Source organism: Weizmannia sp. FSL K6-3076 (genome assembly GCF_038007245.1).
In the GTDB taxonomy this organism is placed as follows: Bacteria; Bacillota; Bacilli; order Bacillales; family Bacillaceae_C; genus Weizmannia; species Weizmannia faecalis.
The window spans coordinates 176,358-197,536 of record NZ_JBBOWU010000001.1 but is presented as its reverse complement, the minus strand read 5'-3'; the positions used below and the strand labels follow the sequence as shown (position 1 = coordinate 197,536).

Genomic DNA, 21,179 nt, shown 5'->3' with positions numbered 1-21,179 from the left:
GCCTCAACCTTATCCTTTTTTAATTCGTCTTCACTGCTTGAACTTGATAGCCTGTTTTTTCAACGATTTCTTTCAATTCATCTGCCGAAACCTTTGCCTCGTCAAAATCCACTTTTGCTTTGCTGGCGTTGAAAAGTACTTTCACATTTTCCACACCTTCCACTTTGTCCAGCGCGCCTTCTATTTTTTTCATACAAGACGGACAGGTTAACGTTTCTAATTGCATCACGGCTTTTTTCATTCCGTTTCCCTCCTTTTGTTTTTATTTTACATGCCGCACTGGTTTCCGTAATTGATCTCCATCAAGTTGGCCGATTTTGCTGATCTTGAACTTCTGCCGTCCGCCCTTTGGTGCAAATCCGATCAACCGCATTGCATTTAGAATAACAGCTAAAACGCTTCCTTCATGGACAAACATCCCGGCTGCAAGGTCTACTTGTCCCCGAAGAACACCAACAAGCAAAAATACGACGACCGAAAGTGCAATTGCTATATTCTGTTTCATATTCCGCATCGTTTTTTTCGACAGGGCAAAGGCATGGGCATATTGGGAAAGCTTGTCTGCCATCAAAACGATATCAGCCGTTTCGATAGAGATATCCGTTCCGCCTTTCCCCATGGCAAGCCCGATATCTGCCGTTGCAATCGCAGGGGCATCATTCATGCCGTCTCCTGCCATCGCCACAACAGCTCCTTCCTCTTTCAGTTTCTTCACATAGTCCACTTTTTCATCCGGAAGCAGCTCTGCATGAAAGGCATCAATACCCAATTGGTTGGCGACGGCTCGGGCGGTATGGCGGTTATCGCCTGTTAACATGACGATCCTTTTGATCCCGGCAGCGCGCATGTCCTCCAAGGCAGCCCGGGCATCTTCACGGATTTGGTCGGCGATGGACAGAATGGCTTCCAACTTTCCATTGACCGCAATAAAAATAGCAGTATTCCCCATTTTTTCACGATCGGTTGCGTAACTGCCCGCTGATGGAGAAATGGTGATGCCTTGTGCTTCCATCAATTTGCGGTTCCCCACAGTAATGGCTATGCCATCAATGGTTGCCGTCATGCCTTTCCCTTTTATCGCTTCACCTTCCTGCAAGTGATACCGGTTAAACGGGATGCCCCTTGCTTCTGCTTCTTTCACAATCGTTTGGCCGAGCGGGTGTTCAGAAACGGTTTCCGCCTTGGCCACAAGCCCGAGCACTTCCTCTTCGCGCCTTGTGCCAAGCAGGTGCAAATCCGTGACTTCCGACTTCCCTTTTGTCAGCGTGCCGGTTTTATCAAATACGAGCGTATCCACTTTTGACAGTTTTTCCATCACATCCCCGCCTTTGATCAGCGCACCGTGTTTCGCGCCGTTTCCAATTCCCGCTACGTTTGACACGGGAGCGCCAATCACGAGCGCACCTGGGCAGGCAATGACCAGGAAGGTAATCGCTTTGTGAAAATCACGGGTAAAAACAAACACGGCGAGTGCAAGGATGACAATCGCCGGTGTGTAATAGTTTGCAAACCGGTCGAGGAAACGTTCGGTTTTCGATTTTGCATCCTGTGCTTCTTCCACCAGTTCAATCATCTTTGCAAAGGTTGTGTCATTCCCGATCTTTTCAGCGATCATTTCGATATAGCCGGTATCTAAAATCGAGCCGCTAAAAACAGGATCGTTTTCTTTTTTCATGACGGGTGCCGGTTCCCCGGTAACCGCTGATTCATCCACGAATGCCCGGCCGTTTGTAATGATCCCGTCAACCGGAATTTTGCCGCCCGGGAGGACAACCAGCTTGTTCCCTGCCCGGACGCGATCTGCGGCCGTTTTTTTTCGGGTTCCGTCTTCTTGAAGCAAGATCGCTTCCTGCGGGGCCATATCTGCCAATTGCTTTAAAGACGAACGGGTTTTCTTTAATGTCCTGGCTTCTAAATAATCGCCAAACAAAAACAGAAAAGTGACAGCTGCGGATTCCATATATTCGTGGATTAGCAAGGCACCTGCAACCGCCACCGTAACGAGCAACTCAATACTGAACGTTTTCATCCTCGCCGCTTGCCAGGCTTTGATGGCGATGGGAAGGACAGCAGCAACGGTTGCCGCCATCAAAAAACCGTCCCTCCAGGCGTAAAAGCCCATCCATTTCATCCATAAACCAAGAACGATTAAAATGCCGGCGATCCATGCCAGATGATGCTTATGTTGATGGATTTGTTCTAACATTGGAACTCCCCCTCACCTGTTATACGATTATTTTAAAAGAGCCCCTTGCTTTCATCATTGACCCTTGTCAAGATTTTTTAATTTAAAAATACACCGCAGGACGGGTCCATTGAAAAAATGCGCAGGCAAAATTTTGCACACACAAAAAGCGGCGGGTCACCATTATTAGTGGTTTCCCGCCGCTTGTTTATTTTTTTCAGCACTTTTTCAGTGGTGGCCGCCGGCTGACGTTGCCTCATCTGCATACAATAACAGCTCGTCCAAGTCAGGAATTTTGATTTTCTTATTTGGCAACTGCTCTATTAATCCCTGTTTTTCCAGATTTGTAAACTTTCGGCTGATGGTTTCGGGGGTTGTTCCAAGATAAGAAGCCAAATCTTTTTTAGACATTGGCAAGGCAATCACTGTATCATTCGTGCCGCTTTGTTCCACACAACTGGCTAAAAAGGAGATGATTCTGGATTCCACATTTTCGACCGCTACCCGGGCCGTTTGTTTTTCCGATTCTTCCAAACGCTTTGTGATTTCCGTTAAGATTTTTAAAGCGATTTGGGGATATGCCAGCAAATAGGCTTGAAGGTCCTTCTGTTTCATCCTGCAGATAGTCGAATCCTGCAGGGCCTCTGCGTAATTCTCATGAATTTCCCCCGGTTGAAAAACAGCCAGCTCGCCGGTAAAATCACCCGGATTTAATATGCGGACAAGCTGCTCCTTTCCCGAATCTGCCAACCGGTAAATTCTCACTTTTCCGGTATGGATAATATACAGCGTATCATCTCTTTCCCCTGCCCGGAAAAGTATTTCCCCCTTTTGTAATGCCAGCGTTTCAACAGACGCCCCGATTTTCGCCATCTGTTCTTCTTCCAGATGGTTGAAAATAGGCACGAGCCGTATGCATCCCGCATGGCTTTTACAACCATGCCCGGGATGGGAACCATGGATATGATGATGGCACTCCATGTGATGAGCCCCCTAAAAAAAATTTAGTTTTGCCCAAGCTCTTATGTCATATGATGATGGCTTAGCTTCTCATGCCATTTTACCCGGAAAACGCTTTACAGACAAGTGATCCCGGCCTCGGTATGGCGATTACGAAACAGCTCGTGGAACTTCACGGGGGCTCTATCAATGTAAAAAGCGAACCTGGCAAAGGCACTGCAGTACGCATTCTTTTGCCGATATTGCCGTGAAATATGCGGCAGTCTACACCGTTTCAAGCTCCATTAACGAAACCTTTTCTTCCAGCGCAATACGCGCATTTTTAGTTGCCAGCTGCACCATTTCTTTTTTCTGCCCGCGTTTCGGCTGTACGATACGGGCGGAAACGCATATTTCGGCCGCTTCCTTCCCAACTGCTGCCGGAATGAGCATTTCCTTTGGCAACGTATTGCCACTCTCGCCATAAAAATGCTGTAAAAAGTCAAGAAATGCCCTTTTCGGTTCCTTACTTCCAATTGGTCTGAAAATAACCTCCCGCTCTATAATCCTGCCGTCCCGCATATAAAAAACGTGGACACACATGAACCCGTCTTGAACAGCAAAGCCGAATATATCCCGGCTTACAGGGTCGTTCAGCACGATATTTTGATCTTCCATGGTCACTTCAATTTGCATGATTTGTTCCTTCAGTTGTTCCGCTTTTTCAAAATCAAGCTTTTTTGCTGCCTGCAGCATTTCTTTTTTCATGTCTTTTAAAACTGCTCGGTAACCGCCGTGGAAAAAATGGACAATTTTGCGGATTTGTTCCTTGTATTCTTCTTCACCCACTTCCCTTGCACAGGTGCCAATGCACAGTCCAAGCTGGTAATACAGGCAGGGGCGGGTGCTTGATTCCGGACAACGCCTGAGCGGATAAAGCCTGTCCAGTACTTTTTTTGTCTCCGCTGCCGCCCGGGCATTCGGAAACGGGCCGAAATATTTCCCTTTATCACGGCCTGCTTCGCGCGTTAAAATGAGCTGAGGGTGCCGTTCATCCGTAATTTTGATAAAGGGGTAGCTTTTATCATCTTTTAGCATAATATTGTATTTCGGCCGGTACTGCTTAATCAGATTCATTTCCAGCACCAAAGCCTCCGTGTTGGTCGCTGTGACGATCCATTCCAGATCAAAAATCTCTCCGACAAGCTGGGTTGTTTTTTCATCATGGGAACCGGTAAAGTAAGAGCGTACCCGGTTTTTCAGCTTTTTTGCCTTTCCAACATAAATGATTTCCCCTTCCCGGCTTTTCATCAAATAGCATCCCGGCTCTTCTGGCAAAAGGGAAAGCTTGTGCAGGATGACGGTGTTCATTGCTGCACAAGCCCCAGCTCGCGGCAGCGCAAATCAAGTTTCCGGGCAAAATCTTTGCAGGCGGTTTCGATTTCCTCATCCGGGACGACATCCACTTTTAACCCGTCCAAAAGCAGCTCGCACCCCTGCTTTTTCAATGCTTCCTCCATCGTATCCACCGCGGTGGCGAAATGCTCGTAAAAAGAGTCGCCGGCGCCAAACACCGCACCTTTTTTGCCGGTTAAATCGACTTCCGGAAGTTCCTCATAAAAATCGATCATCTCATCCCAAAGATCGCCCTCGTCCCATGTATTTGCGCCGATCAGAATCAGATCATAACCGGTAAGTTCATGCGCGCTTGTATTGGTTGATTCTGCTATATCAACGGCATAACCCGCTTCTGTCAGGGCTGCCGCAATTTGTTCTGCCATAAATTCGGTTGTACCTGTCATGGTTGAATACACAATGATCGTTTTCATCTTTTTTCACTCCGATCTGTTGAATTCCCCCTCCCTTTATTCTATATCAATTGTGAAAATCTGCATTTGATCTGCATCAAGTTTAGATACCAACTGAAAATTTCCATGCGGACCGGCGGGCATATCTCTCAGACTATGAAAAAGTTGAAATCGAAAATATTTTACTTTCCCGCAACAAAATGGCCATTTTTTAAAGGAATTTCCTTATTGTTTGATTAATAATGATAGATGAAGAATTGGTAAAAATGTGATGGAAAAAGATGGACAGGCATTACGCGGATTGGTAAAAAGTGTTAATAAAAAGGGGGCCGGGTCATGAAAAAAAGTACAAAAATTATGTTGTTTACAATTATTGGAATACTATTGTTCCTTTGGGTTGTTGGCATAATAAGCTTCTACTCAATATGAGTACAATTAAGAAAGAATCAAAGAGTAAAAAGCCTCGAAACAGCTTAAGAGCCTTTCTTTAGACCTCTAGCCGTTTTGAGGCTCCACACTTAACGGAGGTAAAGCTCTTGGAGCGTCTGGGGAGATCCGATCCAGTTTTATACCACCTGAAACTTCCCATTCCGGATCGATGGAACGCTTGTATGCAGATAAGTGGAAAAAATAGGAATACATTCTCTTCCTTGACAACCCCTGTTCGATCAACTATGATGGATTTGAAAACGAAAACATTTTACTTTTTCATAAAAAAGAAAGCGCTCACGATTCAACTTGTCGACAAGTATACTAATCTTACAATCTTATGAAGAGGAGGATCTCTTATGGAAATCGGGATCGTTGGACTTGGAAAAATGGGGTTGAATTTATCACTCAATATGCTGGATCATCAAGTGGATGTAAAGGCGTATGACACTTCCAGAGATGCAACCGCACAGTTGTCATCCCTTGATTCACGGGCAAAATGCTTTCCTTCATTGGAAGCGCTGGTCCAAAATCTTGAAGTCCCGAGAAAAGTTTGGGTGATGGTGCCGTCCGGGGAACCGACAAACGAAACCATTCACAAGCTCAGCAACTTGCTCAGCGCCGGCGATATTGTAATTGACGGCGGCAACTCTCATTATACCGATTCATGCAGGCATTATACTTTGCTTCAAAACAAAGGCATCCATTTTCTTGATGTCGGCACGTCCGGCGGGATCAGCGGAGCCCGGAATGGCGCCTGCCTGATGATCGGGGGAGACAAGCCGGTATTTGATCAGTTGGAGCCCCTTTTTGAAAAAATTTCAGAAAAAGACGGGTATTTATACACCGGAAAACCGGGAAGCGGCCATTTCCTCAAAATGGTGCATAACGGTATTGAATACGGCATGATGGAAGCATTGGCTGAAGGATTTGAAATTCTCGAGAAAAGCCCGTATGACTACGACAACCAGGCTGTTGCAAAAGTGTGGAACAACGGATCCGTCATTCGCAGCTGGCTTGTTGAACTATTGGAAGATGCATTTTCAAAAGACGCCCATCTCGATGAAATCAGTGGTGTCATGGCATCATCCGGCGAAGGCAAATGGACGGTTGAAACCGCACTTGATTTGCAAGCATCCATACCGGTCATTGCCTTATCCTTAATGAACCGGTACCGTTCCCTTGAAAAAGATACTTTTACCGGCAAAGTCGTTGCCGCACTCCGGAATGAATTTGGCGGACATGCAGTGACCCGGTCCGGCCAGTAAGCCGCCTGAAACGGAGACAGGCTTTTCGGGATCAAATTTACACGAACGGGAGTTTTGAATATGCTGCAGTTCCCTGAACAATGGATGAAAAATGCTTCTCTTGGCGAGCAGATCGCAAATGAATTGCGCCTGCTGATCCTTACAAATGAAATCAAGCCTGGTGACATCATTTCCGAAAACCAGATTGCCCGGAAATACGGGACGAGCCGTTCGCCGGTCCGTGATGCATTGAAAGCCCTTGCCAACGACGGTCTTATTCAATTGGAAAGAATGGGCGCCCGCGTACTGGGAATGGGACTGACAGATATTCATGAACTGTACGACGTACGTGAAATGATTGAGATTTTTGCGCAGCAAAGAGTGTCTGCTGCTCCTCAGGAACAGTTGATCCAATTCCTGAACGAGACGATCGATAAAATGAAGATTGCAGCAAAATACGAGAATCACAGCGATTTCGCCTATTACGATTTTTCTTTCCATGATCGGATCATCCGCCATGCCGGCCATAAACGGATCTTGAATCTTTGGAATGGCATGAAGTCCTTGATCATGGCCGTACTCCTCGTGACAACGGAAGATGTTTTTGCCCACGGCCCTGACCATCTGGCATGGGTCATTGAAAAACACCGGAAAATCGTAAACAGCCTTTTAACCGGAAATGAAGAAAACGTGGAACAATCTGTTTCTGCTTATTTTAAAGACTCAAAAAGAACACTCGATAAATCTTTTCCGGCAGAGGGAAAAACGGAGTAGGCGCAGCCTGCCTGGCACAGGGTTTTATGTTTCCATTTCTTTTCGGCAATCTGGCCCGGCGGCATCACTTTTTATTACATTCAAGTTGTCGACAAGTATTCAATGAATTTGCTACGTTCGCTTTAACATACTAAAAAGGAGGCTTTTACGATGCATGACGCCTGTATGATAGGGGTTGATATCGGCACAACCAGCACCAAAGCTGTGCTTTACAAAACCGATGGAACCATCATCGCAAATGCCAATCAAGGTTATCCGTTGTATACGCCGGATGCATTTACTGCAGAACAGGATCCGGAGCAGATTTTCCAAGCTGTCCTTCATGCCATTCAGGCTGTTACAGAGAAGAGCGGTCAAAGCCCCGAAACAATCCGGTTTGTCAGCTTCAGCTGCGCCATGCACAGTGTCATCCCTGTAGACCGGGAAGGCAAACCGCTTATGCGCTGCATCACCTGGGCGGATAACCGGAGCATCGGCTGGTGCCGCAAACTGAAAGAAGAATTGGGTGGCCATGAAATCTATATGCGGACGGGGACGCCGATCCATCCGATGTCCCCATTGCCAAAACTGATGTGGCTGCGGCATGAAAGGCCTGAAATCTTTCAAAAAGCAGCAAAATTTATTTCGATTAAAGAATATGTTTTTTACCGTTTGTTCCATCAATACGTTGTCGATTATTCCATTGCCTCCTGCACCGGTCTGATGAGAATGGACACCTTGTCCTGGGATGAAGAAGCATTAAAACTGGCCGGATTAACAGCGGACCGGTTATCCAAACCTGTTCCGACCACACAGATCATGAGCGGGCTTGATCCCCAATATGCAGACCAAATGGGGTTGGGCAAAGATACGCCATTTGTGCTCGGCGCAAGCGACGGTGTGCTTTCAAATCTCGGCGTGGACGCGATTGATCCGGGCGTTGTTGCGGTCACCATCGGCACAAGCGGCGCGATCCGGACCGTACTGGACCATCCTGCTGCTGATCCAAAAGGCAGGCTTTTCTGCTATGAATTGACGGAAGATAAATGGGTGGTAGGCGGGCCTGTCAATAACGGAGGCGGCATATTGAGATGGGCAAGGGATGAATTTGCAGCTTCCGAGGTTGAAACGGCAAAGCGGCTTGGCATCAGCCCTTATGATGTGCTGACAAGAATGGCATCGCGTGTGAAGCCGGGTGCGGACGGGTTAATTTTTCAGCCGTATTTCAGCGGTGAACGCGCACCGTTGTGGAACCCGAATGCCCGGGGCGCCTTCTTCGGCCTCACTCTGCATCATGAAAAACAACATATGATCCGGGCCGTGTTGGAGGGCATTATTTACAACCTTTACAGTGTCATGCTGGCCATGAAGGAAAGAACCGGAGAACCGGCACGGATCCAGGCAACCGGGGGATTTGCCCGTTCACCGCTTTGGCGCCAGATGATGGCAGATATTTTCAATCAGCCGGTCAATGTCCCGGAAAGTTTTGAAAGTTCCTGCCTGGGGGCGGCTGTACTTGGCTTGTATGCGGTAGGAGAAGCGGACAGCCTGGATGTCGTTTCCACAATGGTTGGTTCTGTACACAGCCATCAGCCGATCCCGGAAAACGTGGCGGTTTATGAGCAGCTATTCCCGATCTTCATCCGCCTTTCGCGCAAACTGAACGATGAATGGAACGATATTGCTGCTTTTCAACAATCGCAATTTGGAACAGACGCGGAAAAATGAACGATATAAGCTGAATTTGAGTTTTTATATCAAACCCGAGCACCCATGCATGATGCCTATTTTTACAGCAGGCAACAGTACTGCGATATTTATACAGGTATTGGCCGCGGCTTGAATATCCGTTAAAACGAATGCGAGGCAAGCATGAGCCGCGATTTGAAGCATACATTGCCTGACGCCAGCCGCGTTTTAAAGCCGCAGATGAATGCCGGCTCTAGCCGGGTATTTTCGCCGTTTGAACCGGGAATGCTTTTTAGCCGGTTCCAAAAAACAAGCCCTATTTATACATCAGCGGTGTTGCGGCCGGGGGAAAGGCCTCCTGTTTTGCATCAACGGATAAGAGGCCATTCGCTTCATCAGCAATCGTACTCTTAAAATTATTAAAGAAAGCAGTGATTTTCATGAGCAGTGCTTATCTCATCACGATTACCATCCTTGCCATTGCACTCGTCATTGTCGGGGTCACATGGTTAAAATGGCATGCATTCATCAGTCTGTCGGTTGCAAGTTTGGCTCTTGGCCTTGCAGCCGGACTGCCAATCACAAAAATTGTGACAGATTATGAACAAGGTGTCGGGGGTATTCTCAGTTCATTGCTGGGGATTCTTGCACTGGGCACCATTCTAGGGAAAATGATGTCCGAATCAGGCGCCGGTATACAGATTTCAAATTATTTCACCCGGGCATTCGGTGACCGGAATCTTCCATGGGCCACTTTCTTTGCCGGCTTGATTATCAGTATTCCGGTATTTTTTGAAGTCGGCCTTGTCATTTTACTGCCGCTTGTGATTGCGATCCAAAAAACAACGAAGAAAAATCTTTTGCTGATTGCGATCCCGATGATTTCTGCTTTATCCATTTCACACGGCATCGTCCCGCCCCATCCGGGAGCAATGGCAGCGATCGGTATTTTTCATGCCGATGTGGGGCAGGTTTTGCTTTATTCATTGATTGTCGCTTTGCCGGCCGGTATCATTGGCGGCCCGTTATTTGCTCATTACATTAGTAAACGGGTAAAACCGGAAACAGAACCGAAAGTAGTGGCGGCAAATGTTTCGGCAACATCTTATCCGTCTGTCGGGGTTTCCTTTTTTACGATTTTACTGCCAATTATCTTAATGATCGGAACGGTTATTGTACCGTTCGTCCGGATGCCTGCCCAATTGGCCCATTTTTTAAATTTTATCGGAAACCCGTTGATTGCATTATTGATTTCAGTGTTTGTCGCTTATTATTTGCTTGGGACCAGACAGGGCATCGGGCGGAATTTGATCAATAAACTGACCGGGGAGTCCCTCGCTCCTCTTGCCTCGATCATGATGATCATCGGTGCAGGCGGGGCATTTAAACAAGTGCTGATTTCCTCCGGTGTCGGTGATGCGATTGCCCATGTTGCCACGCAATGGCAACTTTCCCCGCTTGTCATGGCCTTTGTTGTAGCCGGCCTGATCCGGATCGCAACCGGTTCTGCGACTGTCGCACTGACCACGGCAGCAGGCATCGTCGATCCGATTGTCGTCCATATGACGGGGATCAATCTTCCGCTGTTGGTTATTGCAACCGGTGCAGGATCACTCATGTTCTCCCATGTCAACGATGCCGGTTTTTGGCTTGTTAAAGAATATCTCGGGCTGTCTGTCAAACAGACGTTTAAAACCTGGACCGTATTGGAAACCTTGTTGTCGTTTGCAGCATTCTTTATTGTCCTGATCATCAATCTGTTTGTATAATCAGGAAAAACACGGGAGGATTCCTCCATGCACAAAAATACCCTGGCGAACATTGCCAGGGTATTTTGCACTTGGCTTTAAACAAATCCGCTTACCGGTGCTCCCGCCTCGCGAAATCGACAAACCGGAATTTGTCCAGCCTGTGGCGCGATTCGGTATATTGCAAAAGGCTTGCATCATCCAAATAAACATGGTTCCGGACAACGACGACATGATTGTACTCGCCCATGTCCAGATACTTGTAGTCTTCCTCTGTTGCTTTTTCGACCGTGATTTCTTTTTTCGCAAAGCTGATCACAAGGCCAAGCGTTTTTTCAAAATACTGGTAAAGCGAGATTTCACAAATATCTCTTGTAATCGACGGGACAAACTTTTTCCGGATGTAATCCTTATCCAAAATGATGTTCTCATGGTCAATTTCCCGCGACCGGACTACCTGCCATACTTCTTCTTTTCCGGATATTTTCAACTGCCGGGCCAGAGCATCGTCAGGTCTAATAAGGACAAGTTCATGGACATTCGTGCGCCATGCCTTCCCTGAGCTTTCCGCAATTTCACGGAAGCTGACAAGGCCCGAAACCGGAAAATCAAATTTTTTCACGTCCAGTACAACAGAACCTTTTCCCCGGATTTTTTGAATATAGCCATTCTGGGATAACAGATTGAGGGCTTTCCGGATCGTCTCCCTTGAAGCCCCGAATTGTTCCGCCAAAATATGCTCGGATGGCAGGAGGCTGCCTGCTTCCATCTCCCCGTTTTCGATTTTTTCAGCAAGCTGATGGTAAATCGTGTAATACTTGTTTTCTTTCATTTGGGATCACCACTTGTATTGTACCATGGCAAAAACGGCATTACGATTTTGTCAAAAAGTACACAACAGATTCATACGGACGCAGGGTGAAAGAATGAAAATCCAGAGAAGAATCGAGATAGTTGGAAATCAATATTTCAGCTGCCCCGTCCAGCGTCCCCGGCAGCTCAAACTGCACCGGTTCTCCGTAAAAATTATTCACGACCAGCAGCTTGCTGTCTTCACTTGTCCGCAAATAAGCAAAGATTCGCGGATGATCCGGAAGCAATAGCTGAAAGTCCCCATCTGTGATGACATCATACGTTTTTCTTAACTGAATGAGTTTTTGATAATGGTAAAAAACGGAGTTTGGATCTTTCAGCGCTTTTTCTACGTTAATATCAGGGTAGTTGGAAGCGACCGCAATCCATGGCGTGCCTTCAGTAAACCCGCTGTTTTTCGTACTGTCCCATTGCATCGGCGTACGCGAATTGTCCCTTGATTTCCGCATTAATATTTCCATGATTTCCGCATGGCTTTTTCCACGGCTCTGTAAAATGTTGTACATATTAAGGGACTCGACATCCCGGTACTGTTCAATCCGGTCAAAATGCGCATTGGTCATGCCGATTTCTTCTCCCTGGTAAATATAAGGCGTTCCCTGCATCATATGGATCACCGTTGCCAGCATTTTCGCCGATTCCACCCGGTACTTGCCGTCATCTCCGTATCTTGATACGATTCTCGGCTGGTCGTGGTTGCACCAGAATAAGGCGTTCCAGCCGCCGCCTTTATGCATGCGCGTCTGCCATGTGGACAGAATCTTTTTCAGTGCTAGAAAATCAAAATCGGCAGCCGTCCACTTGTCGCCGTTTTCGTAATCGACCTTCAAATGATGAAACTGAAACACCATGTCCAGCTCACGGGAAGCCGGGTTCGTATAGCGGATGCTGTTTTCAATCGTGGTTGAAGACATTTCCCCGACAGTCATCGCATTATATTTTGAAAACACTTTCTCGTTCATTTCATGCAAAAATTCATGGATGCGCGGGCCGTCCGTATAAAATTTGCGCCCGTCGCCCGGCGGGACTGATCCGTCATCATCGGGGAAATCCTGGTTTTTGGAAATCAAATTGATGACATCAAGGCGGAAGCCGTCAACCCCTTTTTCAAGCCAAAACTTCATCATGGTGTAGACTGCTTCCCGGACTTTTTCGTTTTCCCAGTTCAAGTCCGCCTGTGTCACATCAAACAGGTGCAAGTAGTACTGCCCGGTTTTTTCATCGTATTGCCATGCCGGCCCGCCGAACTTGGAGACCCAGTTGTTCGGTTCTTTCCCGTCTTTCGGGTCCCGCCAAATGTAGTAATCCCTGTACGGGTTGTCTTTCGATGATGCGCTTTCGATAAACCATCTGTGCGCGGTTGAAGTATGGTTGACAACGATGTCCATCATGATTTTTATATTTCGTGCATGCGCTTCTATAAGCAGTTGCTCAAATATTTCCATCGTACCGTACGTCTCATCAATGGCATAGTAGTCGCTGATGTCATACCCGTTATCGCGCTGCGGGGACGGATAAACCGGCGTCAACCAAATGACATCGATGCCAAGCTTTTTCAAATAATCTAGTTTCTCAATAATCCCTTCAAGGTCGCCAATGCCATCCCCGTTTGTATCTTTAAAGCTTTTAGGGTAAATTTGATAGACAACTGCTTTTTTCCACCAAGGTTGTTCCATTTTTTCCACTCCCAAATTGCTATCGTCGTAATGCCATGAAGGCTCGAAATATGATTTGGATGTTAAAGCGATCCAATTTTATATAGCCGGAAAGCGGCCTGCCATTGTACAGTCCGCTTTCCTGTCCTTTACGCTTTTTGTCTTTTTAATTTACCGAACAAGAAGGTCAGCACGAACGGCACGACAATGACGATCGCCATACCGGTAAAAAACGTTCCCCACGAATGCGGGAAGATGGACAAGAATCCAGGGATCCCGCCGACGCCGATTGCCGGGGCTTTCACATGTCCGGTTGCCAGTACAATCCCTGCAATGGCTGAGCCGATCAGTGCGCAAACAAACGGATATTTGAAGCGGAGATTGACACCGAACATCGCCGGTTCCGTAATACCGAGATAAGCAGAAACGGAAGATGTGCCGGCCATCCCTTTATCCACTTTGTTCTTTGCCAAAAACATCATGGCAAGCGCAGCCGAACCTTGTGCAATATTGGACATGCAGAGAATCGGCCACAAATACGTGCCGCCAGCGCTCGAGATCAACTGGAAGTCGACCGCAAGAAAAGCCTGGTGCATCCCTGTAATGACAAGGAGCGCATAGCAGCCGCCGTAAAGCAGGCCGCCGATTGCCGGTACATGGTTAAATACATATACGACAAGGCCTGTAATCCAGTTCCCGATGCCAAAAGTCAGCGGCCCGACTGCCACGAATGTCACAAATCCGGTTACAAGTAAAGCAATGGGGGCGACAAGCAGCAACTGAATGGCATCCGGGATCCGTTTTTTCAGCCATAGTTCAAGTTTCGCCAGAATAAAGGACGATACGAGGACCGGCAGCACCTGCCCCTGATAGCCAATTTTATTGACATGCCAGCCAAACAGATTCCATACCGGGATAGAGTGGCTTTTCAGTGCTTCACCGTATGAATAAGCATTCAATAAGTCCGGATGGATCATCATCGCGCCGAGCACAATCCCGAGAAGCGGATTGCCGCCAAACCGTTTCACAGCCGACCACCCGATTAAGATCGGCAGGAACGTGAAGGCGGTATTGGCAATGATGTTAATCATGTCCGCAAGCCCGGCCCAGCTTTCGTGAACTTGAATAAAAGACTTATGGGCGTAAAAAATGCCCTGGCCTGTCAAAAGATTGTTCAATCCCATTAACAAACCAGCTGTCACGATTGCCGGCAAAATCGGGATGAAAATATCGGAAAGCATTTTGACAAATCGTTGAAGCGGATTCATTTTCTTTGCGGCTTCGTTTTTCACATCTTCTTTTGAAGCGTGCCCGATACCCGTCAGTTCAACCATTTTGTCATATACTTTGTCCACTGTCCCTTGGCCGATCACAACCTGGTACTGTCCGTTTGCTGAAAAAGAACCTTTGACAAGATCGATTTTCCCCAGTTTTTCTTTGTCTACTTTTCCTTCATCTTTTAATGCAAACCGCAGCCGTGTCACACAGTGCGTTGCCACGGCAATATTGTCTTTTCCGCCTACTGCTTCAACAATTTGTTTTACAGATTCATTGCTGATTTTCGCCATGTTGTCATTCCTCCTGTCTTGTTGGCGATCTTACAACTGGGCAACCATGACCACCGTTTCTTTCGGCATAGCATCCAAATTTATTTTTTTGTCAAGATGAACTGCCTCGCCGTTTGTCACCACGATGGATGTGATGGTATCCGCCGCTTTTTCTTGAATCAATGCCAGATCAAAGGTGATGAGCGTATCGCCTTTTTTCACCTTATCGCCTGCTTTTACAGCGGTTTCAAATCCTTCCCCGTTTAATGTCACCGTTTCCAACCCAATATGAATTAAAAGTTCCAGCCCGGATGCGCCGCGCAGCCCGATGGCATGCTTCGTCGGAAAGACTTGCACCACTTCCCCGTCAAATGGCGCCACGAGGAGGCCTTCGGTTGGTTTTATCGCAATGCCGTCCCCCATCATTTTTTCGGAAAAAGTTGGGTCCGGCACTTCTTCAATGGCAACAACCTGCCCTCTTACCGGAGCAAAAATACGTTCTTCCTTTGGCTTCTTTTGAAATAATTTAAACATGATTGCCACCTCACTTTATTTCACAAAACCGTTTTCATTTACTCGTAATCTTGTATATACATCTTACATTCTCATCATATCCTGTATATACAAGTTTGTCAATAGCGCTTTCTTTTTCCCAGAAATAAAATGCTGCCGGTGTTCCATGGGGTGGGAAAATACGATTCAGGCATTGATTGAAGAGGCAAGGGGCAGACTACTAGATATGCTGATGCTAGGGCAGGGAATTGAAAAATTGTGGCAGGATCGTGGAATAACCTAACATGTCGATGGACGAGGGCAAAAATAAACTTAAGTTTTTACCATAAGCTCAAGCACCCATTTGCATGATAACTCCATTTTACAGCAGGCAACAGGCTGCAATATTTTGTGCATTTTATATCGCAGACAAATTTCGTGCCGGGCAATTTCCACCCGATACGGGGCGAAATTCCCGGCACAGATTAAAACTTTGGACTACCTTTGCAACAAGAGGTTCACGCATTCAACGATGCACCGTAACGTTTCCGCGGCACGCCCCGGCATAATCCGGTCACTTTTTCAGGAGCCCTTCTTTTACTAAAAAGGCTCTTGCAACATCTTCCGCTTTCTTACCTTTGACACCGACTTCATAATTCATTTTCTGCATTTGGGTGTTTGTAATCTTCCCGGCCAGCTTGTTCAATGCCGGCACAATTTCCGGATATTTGTCAACCGTTTCCTGCCGCAATAAAGGCGAACCCTGGTATGGCGGGAAGAAATGCTTGTCATCTTCAAGAACGACCAGGTGATACCTTTGCAGTTCGCCATCTGTGGAGTAGGCGTTCATTAGATTCACTTTGCCTTGTTGGATGGCATGGTACCGTACAGACGGATCCATTGTCACCACATGAAAATGCAACCCGTATTTTTTTGACAAACCGGGATATCCGTCTTTGATATCGGCAAATTCGGGGGTAAATCCGGCTTTTACGTCCTGTTCGACTTTTACAAGGTCCGATATCTTTTTCAAATGGTATTTCTTTGCAAAACTTTGCGGAACTGCAATCGCATAAGTGTCATTAAATTTCATTGGGCGTAACAATGCCATCTTGTATTTTTTGGCCATGCCTGCTTTTGCTTGCGCGTACACTTCCTTGCCGTCTGTGCTGACAGGGTTCTCTTTCAGCATGTTGACGATGGCTGTCCCGGAAAATTCCGGATAAAGATCGATATCCTTTGACTGCAACGCATTGAAAACAAAGGTTGTATCGCCCAACCCTGTTTTTAACTTCACTTTTAAATCTGTGTTCTCTTCAATCAGCAACTTGTACATATTGTCCAGAATTTCCGGTTCCGACCCCAGCTTGCCGGCAATCACAATCGTTTTTTGCCCGTCTTTATGAAGCAAGTTTGGCGCAACCAGTGAACCAACGATCAACACGATCATCAAGATAAAAATGCCGGATGCCACCATCATCTTCTTAAAAGAAACTTTTTCAAGCTGCCTGAGCAAAACATCGAAAAGAATGGCCAACAAGGCGGCAGGAATGGCACCGAGGATGACAAGGGCATAATCATTCCGGTCGATGCCAAGCAGGATAATGTCACCTAGTCCGCCGGCCCCGATCAGCGCCGCAATCGTCGCTGTTCCGATAATCAAAATGGCAGCCGTCCGGATCCCCGCCATGATTACGGGCATGGCCAGAGGGAGCTCCACTTTTATCAGCCGTATTCTTCTGTTCATTCCCATCGCCCTTGCTGCTTCCAATAATGAAGGGTCGATTTCTTTAATGCCAGTGTAGGTGTTGCGCAAAAGCGGAAGCAGCGCATATGCGACGAGCGCAATCACGGCCGGGACGGTCCCTATGCCAAAAAGCGGGATTAACAGGCCGAGCAAAGCCAAAGAAGGAATGGTTTGCAGCACGCCGGTTATGCCAATAATGGTTTCCGCGATTTTTTGTTTCCGCGTTAAATAAATACCAAGCGGGATCGCGATCAATAATGAGAAAAAAAGCGCGATTAATGAAATCTCTATATGTTGTAAAAGGGCGTCCAAAAGCTGGGCTCTCCGGTTTGAAAAGGTGGTGATGAAACTACTCATGCATCCGGCCTCCATCCCTTAAGTATTGTGACATGACTTTCATGGCGTGCGGGCGGTTGATCACCCCGACCATTTTTCCGCCATCCTCAACGGCAATCTGTTCAAACGAGGCCAGCTGTTCGAATACCTCTGCCAATGGAGCCTGTAAAGAAACGGTTTTCGTTTGGGGCAATATTGCCTGTTCATCTGTAACCGGGACCATGAGTTCCTCCAGGCGGACCGGTACCTGTTTATTCCCGACAAATTCGCGTACAAAATCGTTCGCGGGGTTGGTTAAAAATGCATGTGGCGTCCCGACCTGAACGATTTCCCCGTCTTTCATGAGACAAATCCGGTCCCCGAGTTTCAATGCTTCCCGCATATCATGGGTAACAAAAACGATTGTCTTTTTCAGCCTCTGTTGAATTTCAAGCACATCATCCTGCAATTTTTCCCGGCTAAACGGATCGAGCGCGCTGAATGGCTCATCCATCAAAATGATTTCCGGGTCGGCAGCCAAAGCCCGTAGAACGCCCACTCTTTGCTGTTGCCCTCCGGAAAGTTCATGGGGTTTTCGGTTCCGGTATTCTTTCGGGTCCAGGCCCACCATTTCCAGCAGTTCATCGACACGGGTACGGATTCTTTTTTTGTCCCAGTTTTTCAGTTCCGGCACAACCGCAATGTTTTCCGCGATGGTCATATGCGGGAAAAGCGCAATTTGTTGGAGCACGTATCCGATATCCCAGCGAAGTTCATGAATGTCATAATCGCTGATTTTCTTTCCGTTGATTCGGACCCAGCCTTTTGACAGTTCGATGAGGCGGTTGATCATTTTTAATGTTGTCGTCTTCCCCGAGCCGCTCGGGCCGATCAGAACGAAAAATTCCCCTTTTTCTATTTCCAAATCCAGAGACTTTACAGCAAGGGTCCCGTTCGGAAACTGTTTCGATACATGTTCAAACCGGATCATTTTATCTCTCCTCGTATAATAAGTTTAAATCCAAAGTGGATGTCAATTTCCAGTTCATTCTGCTGCTCATTGACAAGTGAATATAAGATTTTGTATTCCGGGCTCGCCCGGAATACAAGTTCGGACTTGGACGCTTCGCGATGTTCCCGGATAATGGTCTTAGGATCGTTTGGGTCAATGCTTCCCCTCCTTGTAGCCTGACTACTCGAAAAGTCTGCATCCCCAGGTTCTTGCTTGAACGTCTAACCCGTAGGCCGTTCCTCCGGATCTCCGTGCTGGAAATGAGCAGTTCCAGGCAGCCCACGGCCCGGATGAGTTCTCATACGCGAGGCTGACAGATCGGCAAGCCATCTGGGGATATCCCGAAGCGTCCGATTCCATCGATCCCAATACAGAGAGGAGGAAATCATATGCCCTTATTTGTCGGTATTGACGTGAGCTCCAAAAACCTCGATGCCTGCCTGATGGATGGAATGGGGGAAACGTTGGCCACCCAAACGGTGACAAACAATCTTCCCGGTGCCTCTGAGTTAAGAGACGCCATCCTCCAACATGCGGAGGCGGATGACACCATCCAGATCGCCATGGAGGCCACATCTGTGTATAGTTGGCACCCGGCAATGTTTTTCCATGAAGATCCCGAGCTGAAACAGCGTCGTACAAAGGTGTTTACCCTGAATCCGAAGCTGGTGAGAAATTTCAAAAAGGCTTATGCCGAGATGGACAAGACCGATCCCAAAGATGCCTGGGTAATTGCGGACCGCTTGCGTTTCGGGAGATTGCCGAAATCCGTGATTCAGTCAGAACAATACCTTGCCCTTCAACGGTTAACACGGATGCGCTATCACCTGATTCAAAGTTTAACCCGGGAACAACAGGTATTTTTGAATCATCTGTTTTTCAAATTCAGTGCCTTTAACCTTGAAGTGGATACACCGGTCTTCGGCCATGCCATAACGGAATTTTTGCTTGAGGCCTATAGCCTCGATGAAATTGCCCAAATGCCTCTGGAGGACTTAGCGATGTATCTCCAGACCAAAGGCCATGGCCGCTTTAGCGATCCCGAGGATTTGGCCGCATCCATCCAAAAAGCTGCCCGGTCCTCTTACCGGCTTTCTAAATGTGTGGAGGATTCGATTGACTTGGTCCTGGGCAGTTCTATTGAGATCATCCGGCATCTTAAACGCCAAATCAAGGATTTGGATAAGGCGATTGCCCGCGTTCTTGATGGAATCCCGAATACCCTCCAGACCATTCCGGGAATAGGCCCGGTGAGCTGTGCTGGGATTCTCGCTGAAATCGGCGACATTGAGCGCTTTGACGACCAAGCCGCGATCGCAAAATTTGCTGGATTGTTCTGGCCCCGCCACCAATCGGGTGATTTTGAGGCTGATGACAAAATGCTTGCGCGTACAGGCAATCGTTATCTCCGGTATTACCTGGTTGAGGCTGCCAATCTGGTCCGGCGACACGAACCTGAGTACCGCGCCTTTTACCAAAAGAAATATCGTGAGGTGCATAAGCACTCACACAAACGCGCCCTCGTCTTAACGGCAAGAAAACTGGTGCGCCTGATCGATGCGCTGCTCCGCAACGATCAAATTTATGCGCCGAAAAAGAAGGTGACGCGATGAGGTAACCAGGTAACCATCATCGATAGCCTGAACTTGAAAACTTCCAGATTATTCCAATTATCTGGAGGCTTAGTTCAGTATTGCCATTTTTACGACATAGAGCCAACAAAATTTCCAATTCACTTGTTTTTAACCCTTGACATCACACCGTAGGACTTTATCAATGAATTCTCGATTATCCGGCACTTGAACTGCACCGGGTTTTCGGAATAAAATGCTTCTGCGTTCATTTTCCGGCAAATTTTTGGTGAATTCGTAGACTAAGCACGGTCCGCGTTTATTTTTGGCAAAATATCGGCCTGTTCCTTCATATATATATAACCTGTCTGTGCTTACTTTTAACCAAAATTTCGCTTGTTTCCTTAACTTAGAGCGCTTCTATGTTAAGATACGCGGCGGATTTCAGCTGCTTCCTTAACGTAGAGCCACTCTATGTTAAGATACAAGACAGATTTCGCCTGCTTCCTTAACGTAGAGCCTCTCTATGTTAAGATACGGCGAAGGTTTGGCTCGCTTCCTTAACGTAGAGCCCTTCTATGTTAAGATACAAGACAGATTTCAGCTGCTTCCTTAACGTAGAGCCTCTCTATGTTAAGATACACGGCAGATTTGACTTGCTTCCTTAACGTAGAGCCTCTCTATGTTAAGATACACGGAAAATTTCAGCTGCTTCCTTAACGTAGAGCGCTTCTATGTTAAGATACAAGACAAATTTGGCTCCCTTTCTTAACATAGAGCCACTCCAGATTCACCTTTCAACCAAAATTTTGCGGGATTTTCACACTGACAACCGTTTTACACACGGTTCCATTCCTTATAAGGATCTCTCTTGGTCGAATCAGGCCAACATTGGATATTTTTATAAAATAAATCTGCCAAAAAAGAACAATTGTTCCTCATTATATTACATTAACGAATGGTTTGTCTACATCCCCGCTTACTCATTGATATACCCCTTGGAAAATAAAAAAAGCGGATGCTCCCGCCGTAAAAACAGTGGCGTTCCCCGGCAAGCAACCCGGCCGGGGAACGCCCATTGTAAAAATACAGCAATCATGTTTATTAGAAACGTTCCATTGCCATCAGGTTTTTTGCCCGTGCCCGTGTCTTCAAACTTTCCTGCACAT

The 21,179-nt window shown here is 47.0% G+C and carries 17 protein-coding genes; 6 read left to right on the top strand and 11 right to left on the bottom strand.

The window, feature by feature from the left end; all coding sequences use genetic code 11:
- Positions 1 to 19: 19 nt before the first annotated feature.
- The 3 genes from NSS95_RS00995 to NSS95_RS00985 form a co-directional block, all read right to left on the bottom strand.
- Positions 20 to 241 (bottom strand): heavy-metal-associated domain-containing protein, encoded by a 222-nt coding sequence (locus NSS95_RS00995; RefSeq protein ID WP_014096394.1) that lies wholly within the window; start codon positions 239 to 241, stop codon positions 20 to 22.
- A gap of 21 nt (positions 242 to 262) precedes the next feature.
- Positions 263 to 2,206: a heavy metal translocating P-type ATPase gene (locus NSS95_RS00990; RefSeq protein WP_014096395.1), complete on the bottom strand. Its 1,944-nt coding sequence runs from the start codon at positions 2,204 to 2,206 to the stop codon at positions 263 to 265.
- Between the two features lie 207 nt (positions 2,207 to 2,413).
- Positions 2,414 to 3,166, bottom strand: coding sequence for a Crp/Fnr family transcriptional regulator (locus tag NSS95_RS00985; protein WP_014096396.1), 753 nt, complete (start codon positions 3,164 to 3,166; stop codon positions 2,414 to 2,416).
- 71 nt (positions 3,167 to 3,237) lie between these two features.
- Between NSS95_RS00985 and NSS95_RS00980 the strand changes: the two genes are divergently transcribed.
- On the top strand, positions 3,238 to 3,396 hold the full coding sequence (locus NSS95_RS00980; protein ID WP_017550597.1) for an ATP-binding protein: 159 nt from the start codon (positions 3,238 to 3,240) through the stop codon (positions 3,394 to 3,396).
- A gap of 13 nt (positions 3,397 to 3,409) precedes the next feature.
- Here the strand turns inward: NSS95_RS00980 and uvrC are convergent, their stop codons facing one another.
- Together uvrC and NSS95_RS00970 are read right to left on the bottom strand one after the other, a co-directional pair.
- Positions 3,410 to 4,495 (bottom strand): excinuclease ABC subunit UvrC, encoded by a 1,086-nt coding sequence (gene uvrC, locus NSS95_RS00975; protein ID WP_014096397.1) that lies wholly within the window; start codon positions 4,493 to 4,495, stop codon positions 3,410 to 3,412.
- On the bottom strand, positions 4,492 to 4,953 hold the full coding sequence (locus NSS95_RS00970) for a flavodoxin (RefSeq protein ID WP_014096398.1): 462 nt from the start codon (positions 4,951 to 4,953) through the stop codon (positions 4,492 to 4,494). Before NSS95_RS00970 ends, uvrC begins: the two co-directional genes overlap by 4 nt.
- 767 nt (positions 4,954 to 5,720) lie before the next feature.
- Here NSS95_RS00970 and gnd point away from each other — a divergent pair.
- The 4 genes from gnd (at position 5,721) to NSS95_RS00950 (ending at position 10,819) form a co-directional block, all read left to right on the top strand.
- Positions 5,721 to 6,629: a phosphogluconate dehydrogenase (NAD(+)-dependent, decarboxylating) gene (gene gnd / locus NSS95_RS00965; protein WP_014096399.1), complete on the top strand. Its 909-nt coding sequence runs from the start codon at positions 5,721 to 5,723 to the stop codon at positions 6,627 to 6,629.
- A gap of 60 nt (positions 6,630 to 6,689) precedes the next feature.
- Positions 6,690 to 7,382 carry a GntR family transcriptional regulator gene (locus NSS95_RS00960; RefSeq protein ID WP_017550602.1) on the top strand — a complete coding sequence of 231 codons (693 nt, stop codon included), beginning with the start codon at positions 6,690 to 6,692 and terminating at the stop codon, positions 7,380 to 7,382.
- A 150-nt stretch (positions 7,383 to 7,532) separates the two neighbouring features.
- The gene (gene gntK, locus NSS95_RS00955) at positions 7,533 to 9,089 is read left to right on the top strand and encodes a gluconokinase (protein ID WP_014096401.1); all 1,557 of its coding nucleotides are present in this window, start codon (positions 7,533 to 7,535) and stop codon (positions 9,087 to 9,089) included.
- 401 nt (positions 9,090 to 9,490) lie between these two features.
- Entirely contained in the window at positions 9,491 to 10,819 is a 1,329-nt protein-coding gene (locus NSS95_RS00950) for a GntT/GntP/DsdX family permease (protein ID WP_251460216.1), read from the top strand.
- Positions 10,820 to 10,910: 91 nt separating this feature from the next.
- On the opposite strand, the gene treR is transcribed toward NSS95_RS00950, so the two are convergent.
- The 6 genes from treR to opuFA all read right to left on the bottom strand — a co-directional run bounded on the left by treR (position 10,911) and on the right by opuFA (position 18,418).
- Positions 10,911 to 11,630 carry a trehalose operon repressor gene (gene treR, locus NSS95_RS00945; RefSeq protein WP_014096404.1) on the bottom strand — a complete coding sequence of 240 codons (720 nt, stop codon included), beginning with the start codon at positions 11,628 to 11,630 and terminating at the stop codon, positions 10,911 to 10,913.
- 40 nt (positions 11,631 to 11,670) lie between these two features.
- Positions 11,671 to 13,347 carry an alpha,alpha-phosphotrehalase gene (treC, locus tag NSS95_RS00940; RefSeq protein ID WP_340713727.1) on the bottom strand — a complete coding sequence of 559 codons (1,677 nt, stop codon included), beginning with the start codon at positions 13,345 to 13,347 and terminating at the stop codon, positions 11,671 to 11,673.
- A 128-nt stretch (positions 13,348 to 13,475) separates the two neighbouring features.
- Positions 13,476 to 14,894 carry a PTS system trehalose-specific EIIBC component gene (gene treP / locus NSS95_RS00935; protein ID WP_014096406.1) on the bottom strand — a complete coding sequence of 473 codons (1,419 nt, stop codon included), beginning with the start codon at positions 14,892 to 14,894 and terminating at the stop codon, positions 13,476 to 13,478.
- A 30-nt stretch (positions 14,895 to 14,924) separates the two neighbouring features.
- A complete protein-coding gene (locus NSS95_RS00930; RefSeq protein ID WP_014096407.1) occupies positions 14,925 to 15,407 on the bottom strand; it encodes a PTS sugar transporter subunit IIA in 483 nt (160 codons plus the stop codon).
- 532 nt (positions 15,408 to 15,939) lie between these two features.
- On the bottom strand, positions 15,940 to 17,469 hold the full coding sequence (gene opuFB / locus NSS95_RS00925) for an osmoprotectant update ABC transporter permease/substrate-binding subunit OpuFB (RefSeq protein ID WP_014096408.1): 1,530 nt from the start codon (positions 17,467 to 17,469) through the stop codon (positions 15,940 to 15,942).
- A complete protein-coding gene (gene opuFA / locus NSS95_RS00920; RefSeq protein WP_014096409.1) occupies positions 17,462 to 18,418 on the bottom strand; it encodes an osmoprotectant update ABC transporter ATP-binding subunit OpuFA in 957 nt (318 codons plus the stop codon). The genes opuFB and opuFA overlap by 8 nt, the downstream gene beginning before the upstream one ends.
- 410 nt (positions 18,419 to 18,828) lie before the next feature.
- Between opuFA and NSS95_RS00915 the strand changes: the two genes are divergently transcribed.
- Positions 18,829 to 20,052 carry an IS110 family transposase gene (locus NSS95_RS00915; protein WP_013858393.1) on the top strand — a complete coding sequence of 408 codons (1,224 nt, stop codon included), beginning with the start codon at positions 18,829 to 18,831 and terminating at the stop codon, positions 20,050 to 20,052.
- Positions 20,053 to 21,179 lie beyond the last annotated feature (1,127 nt).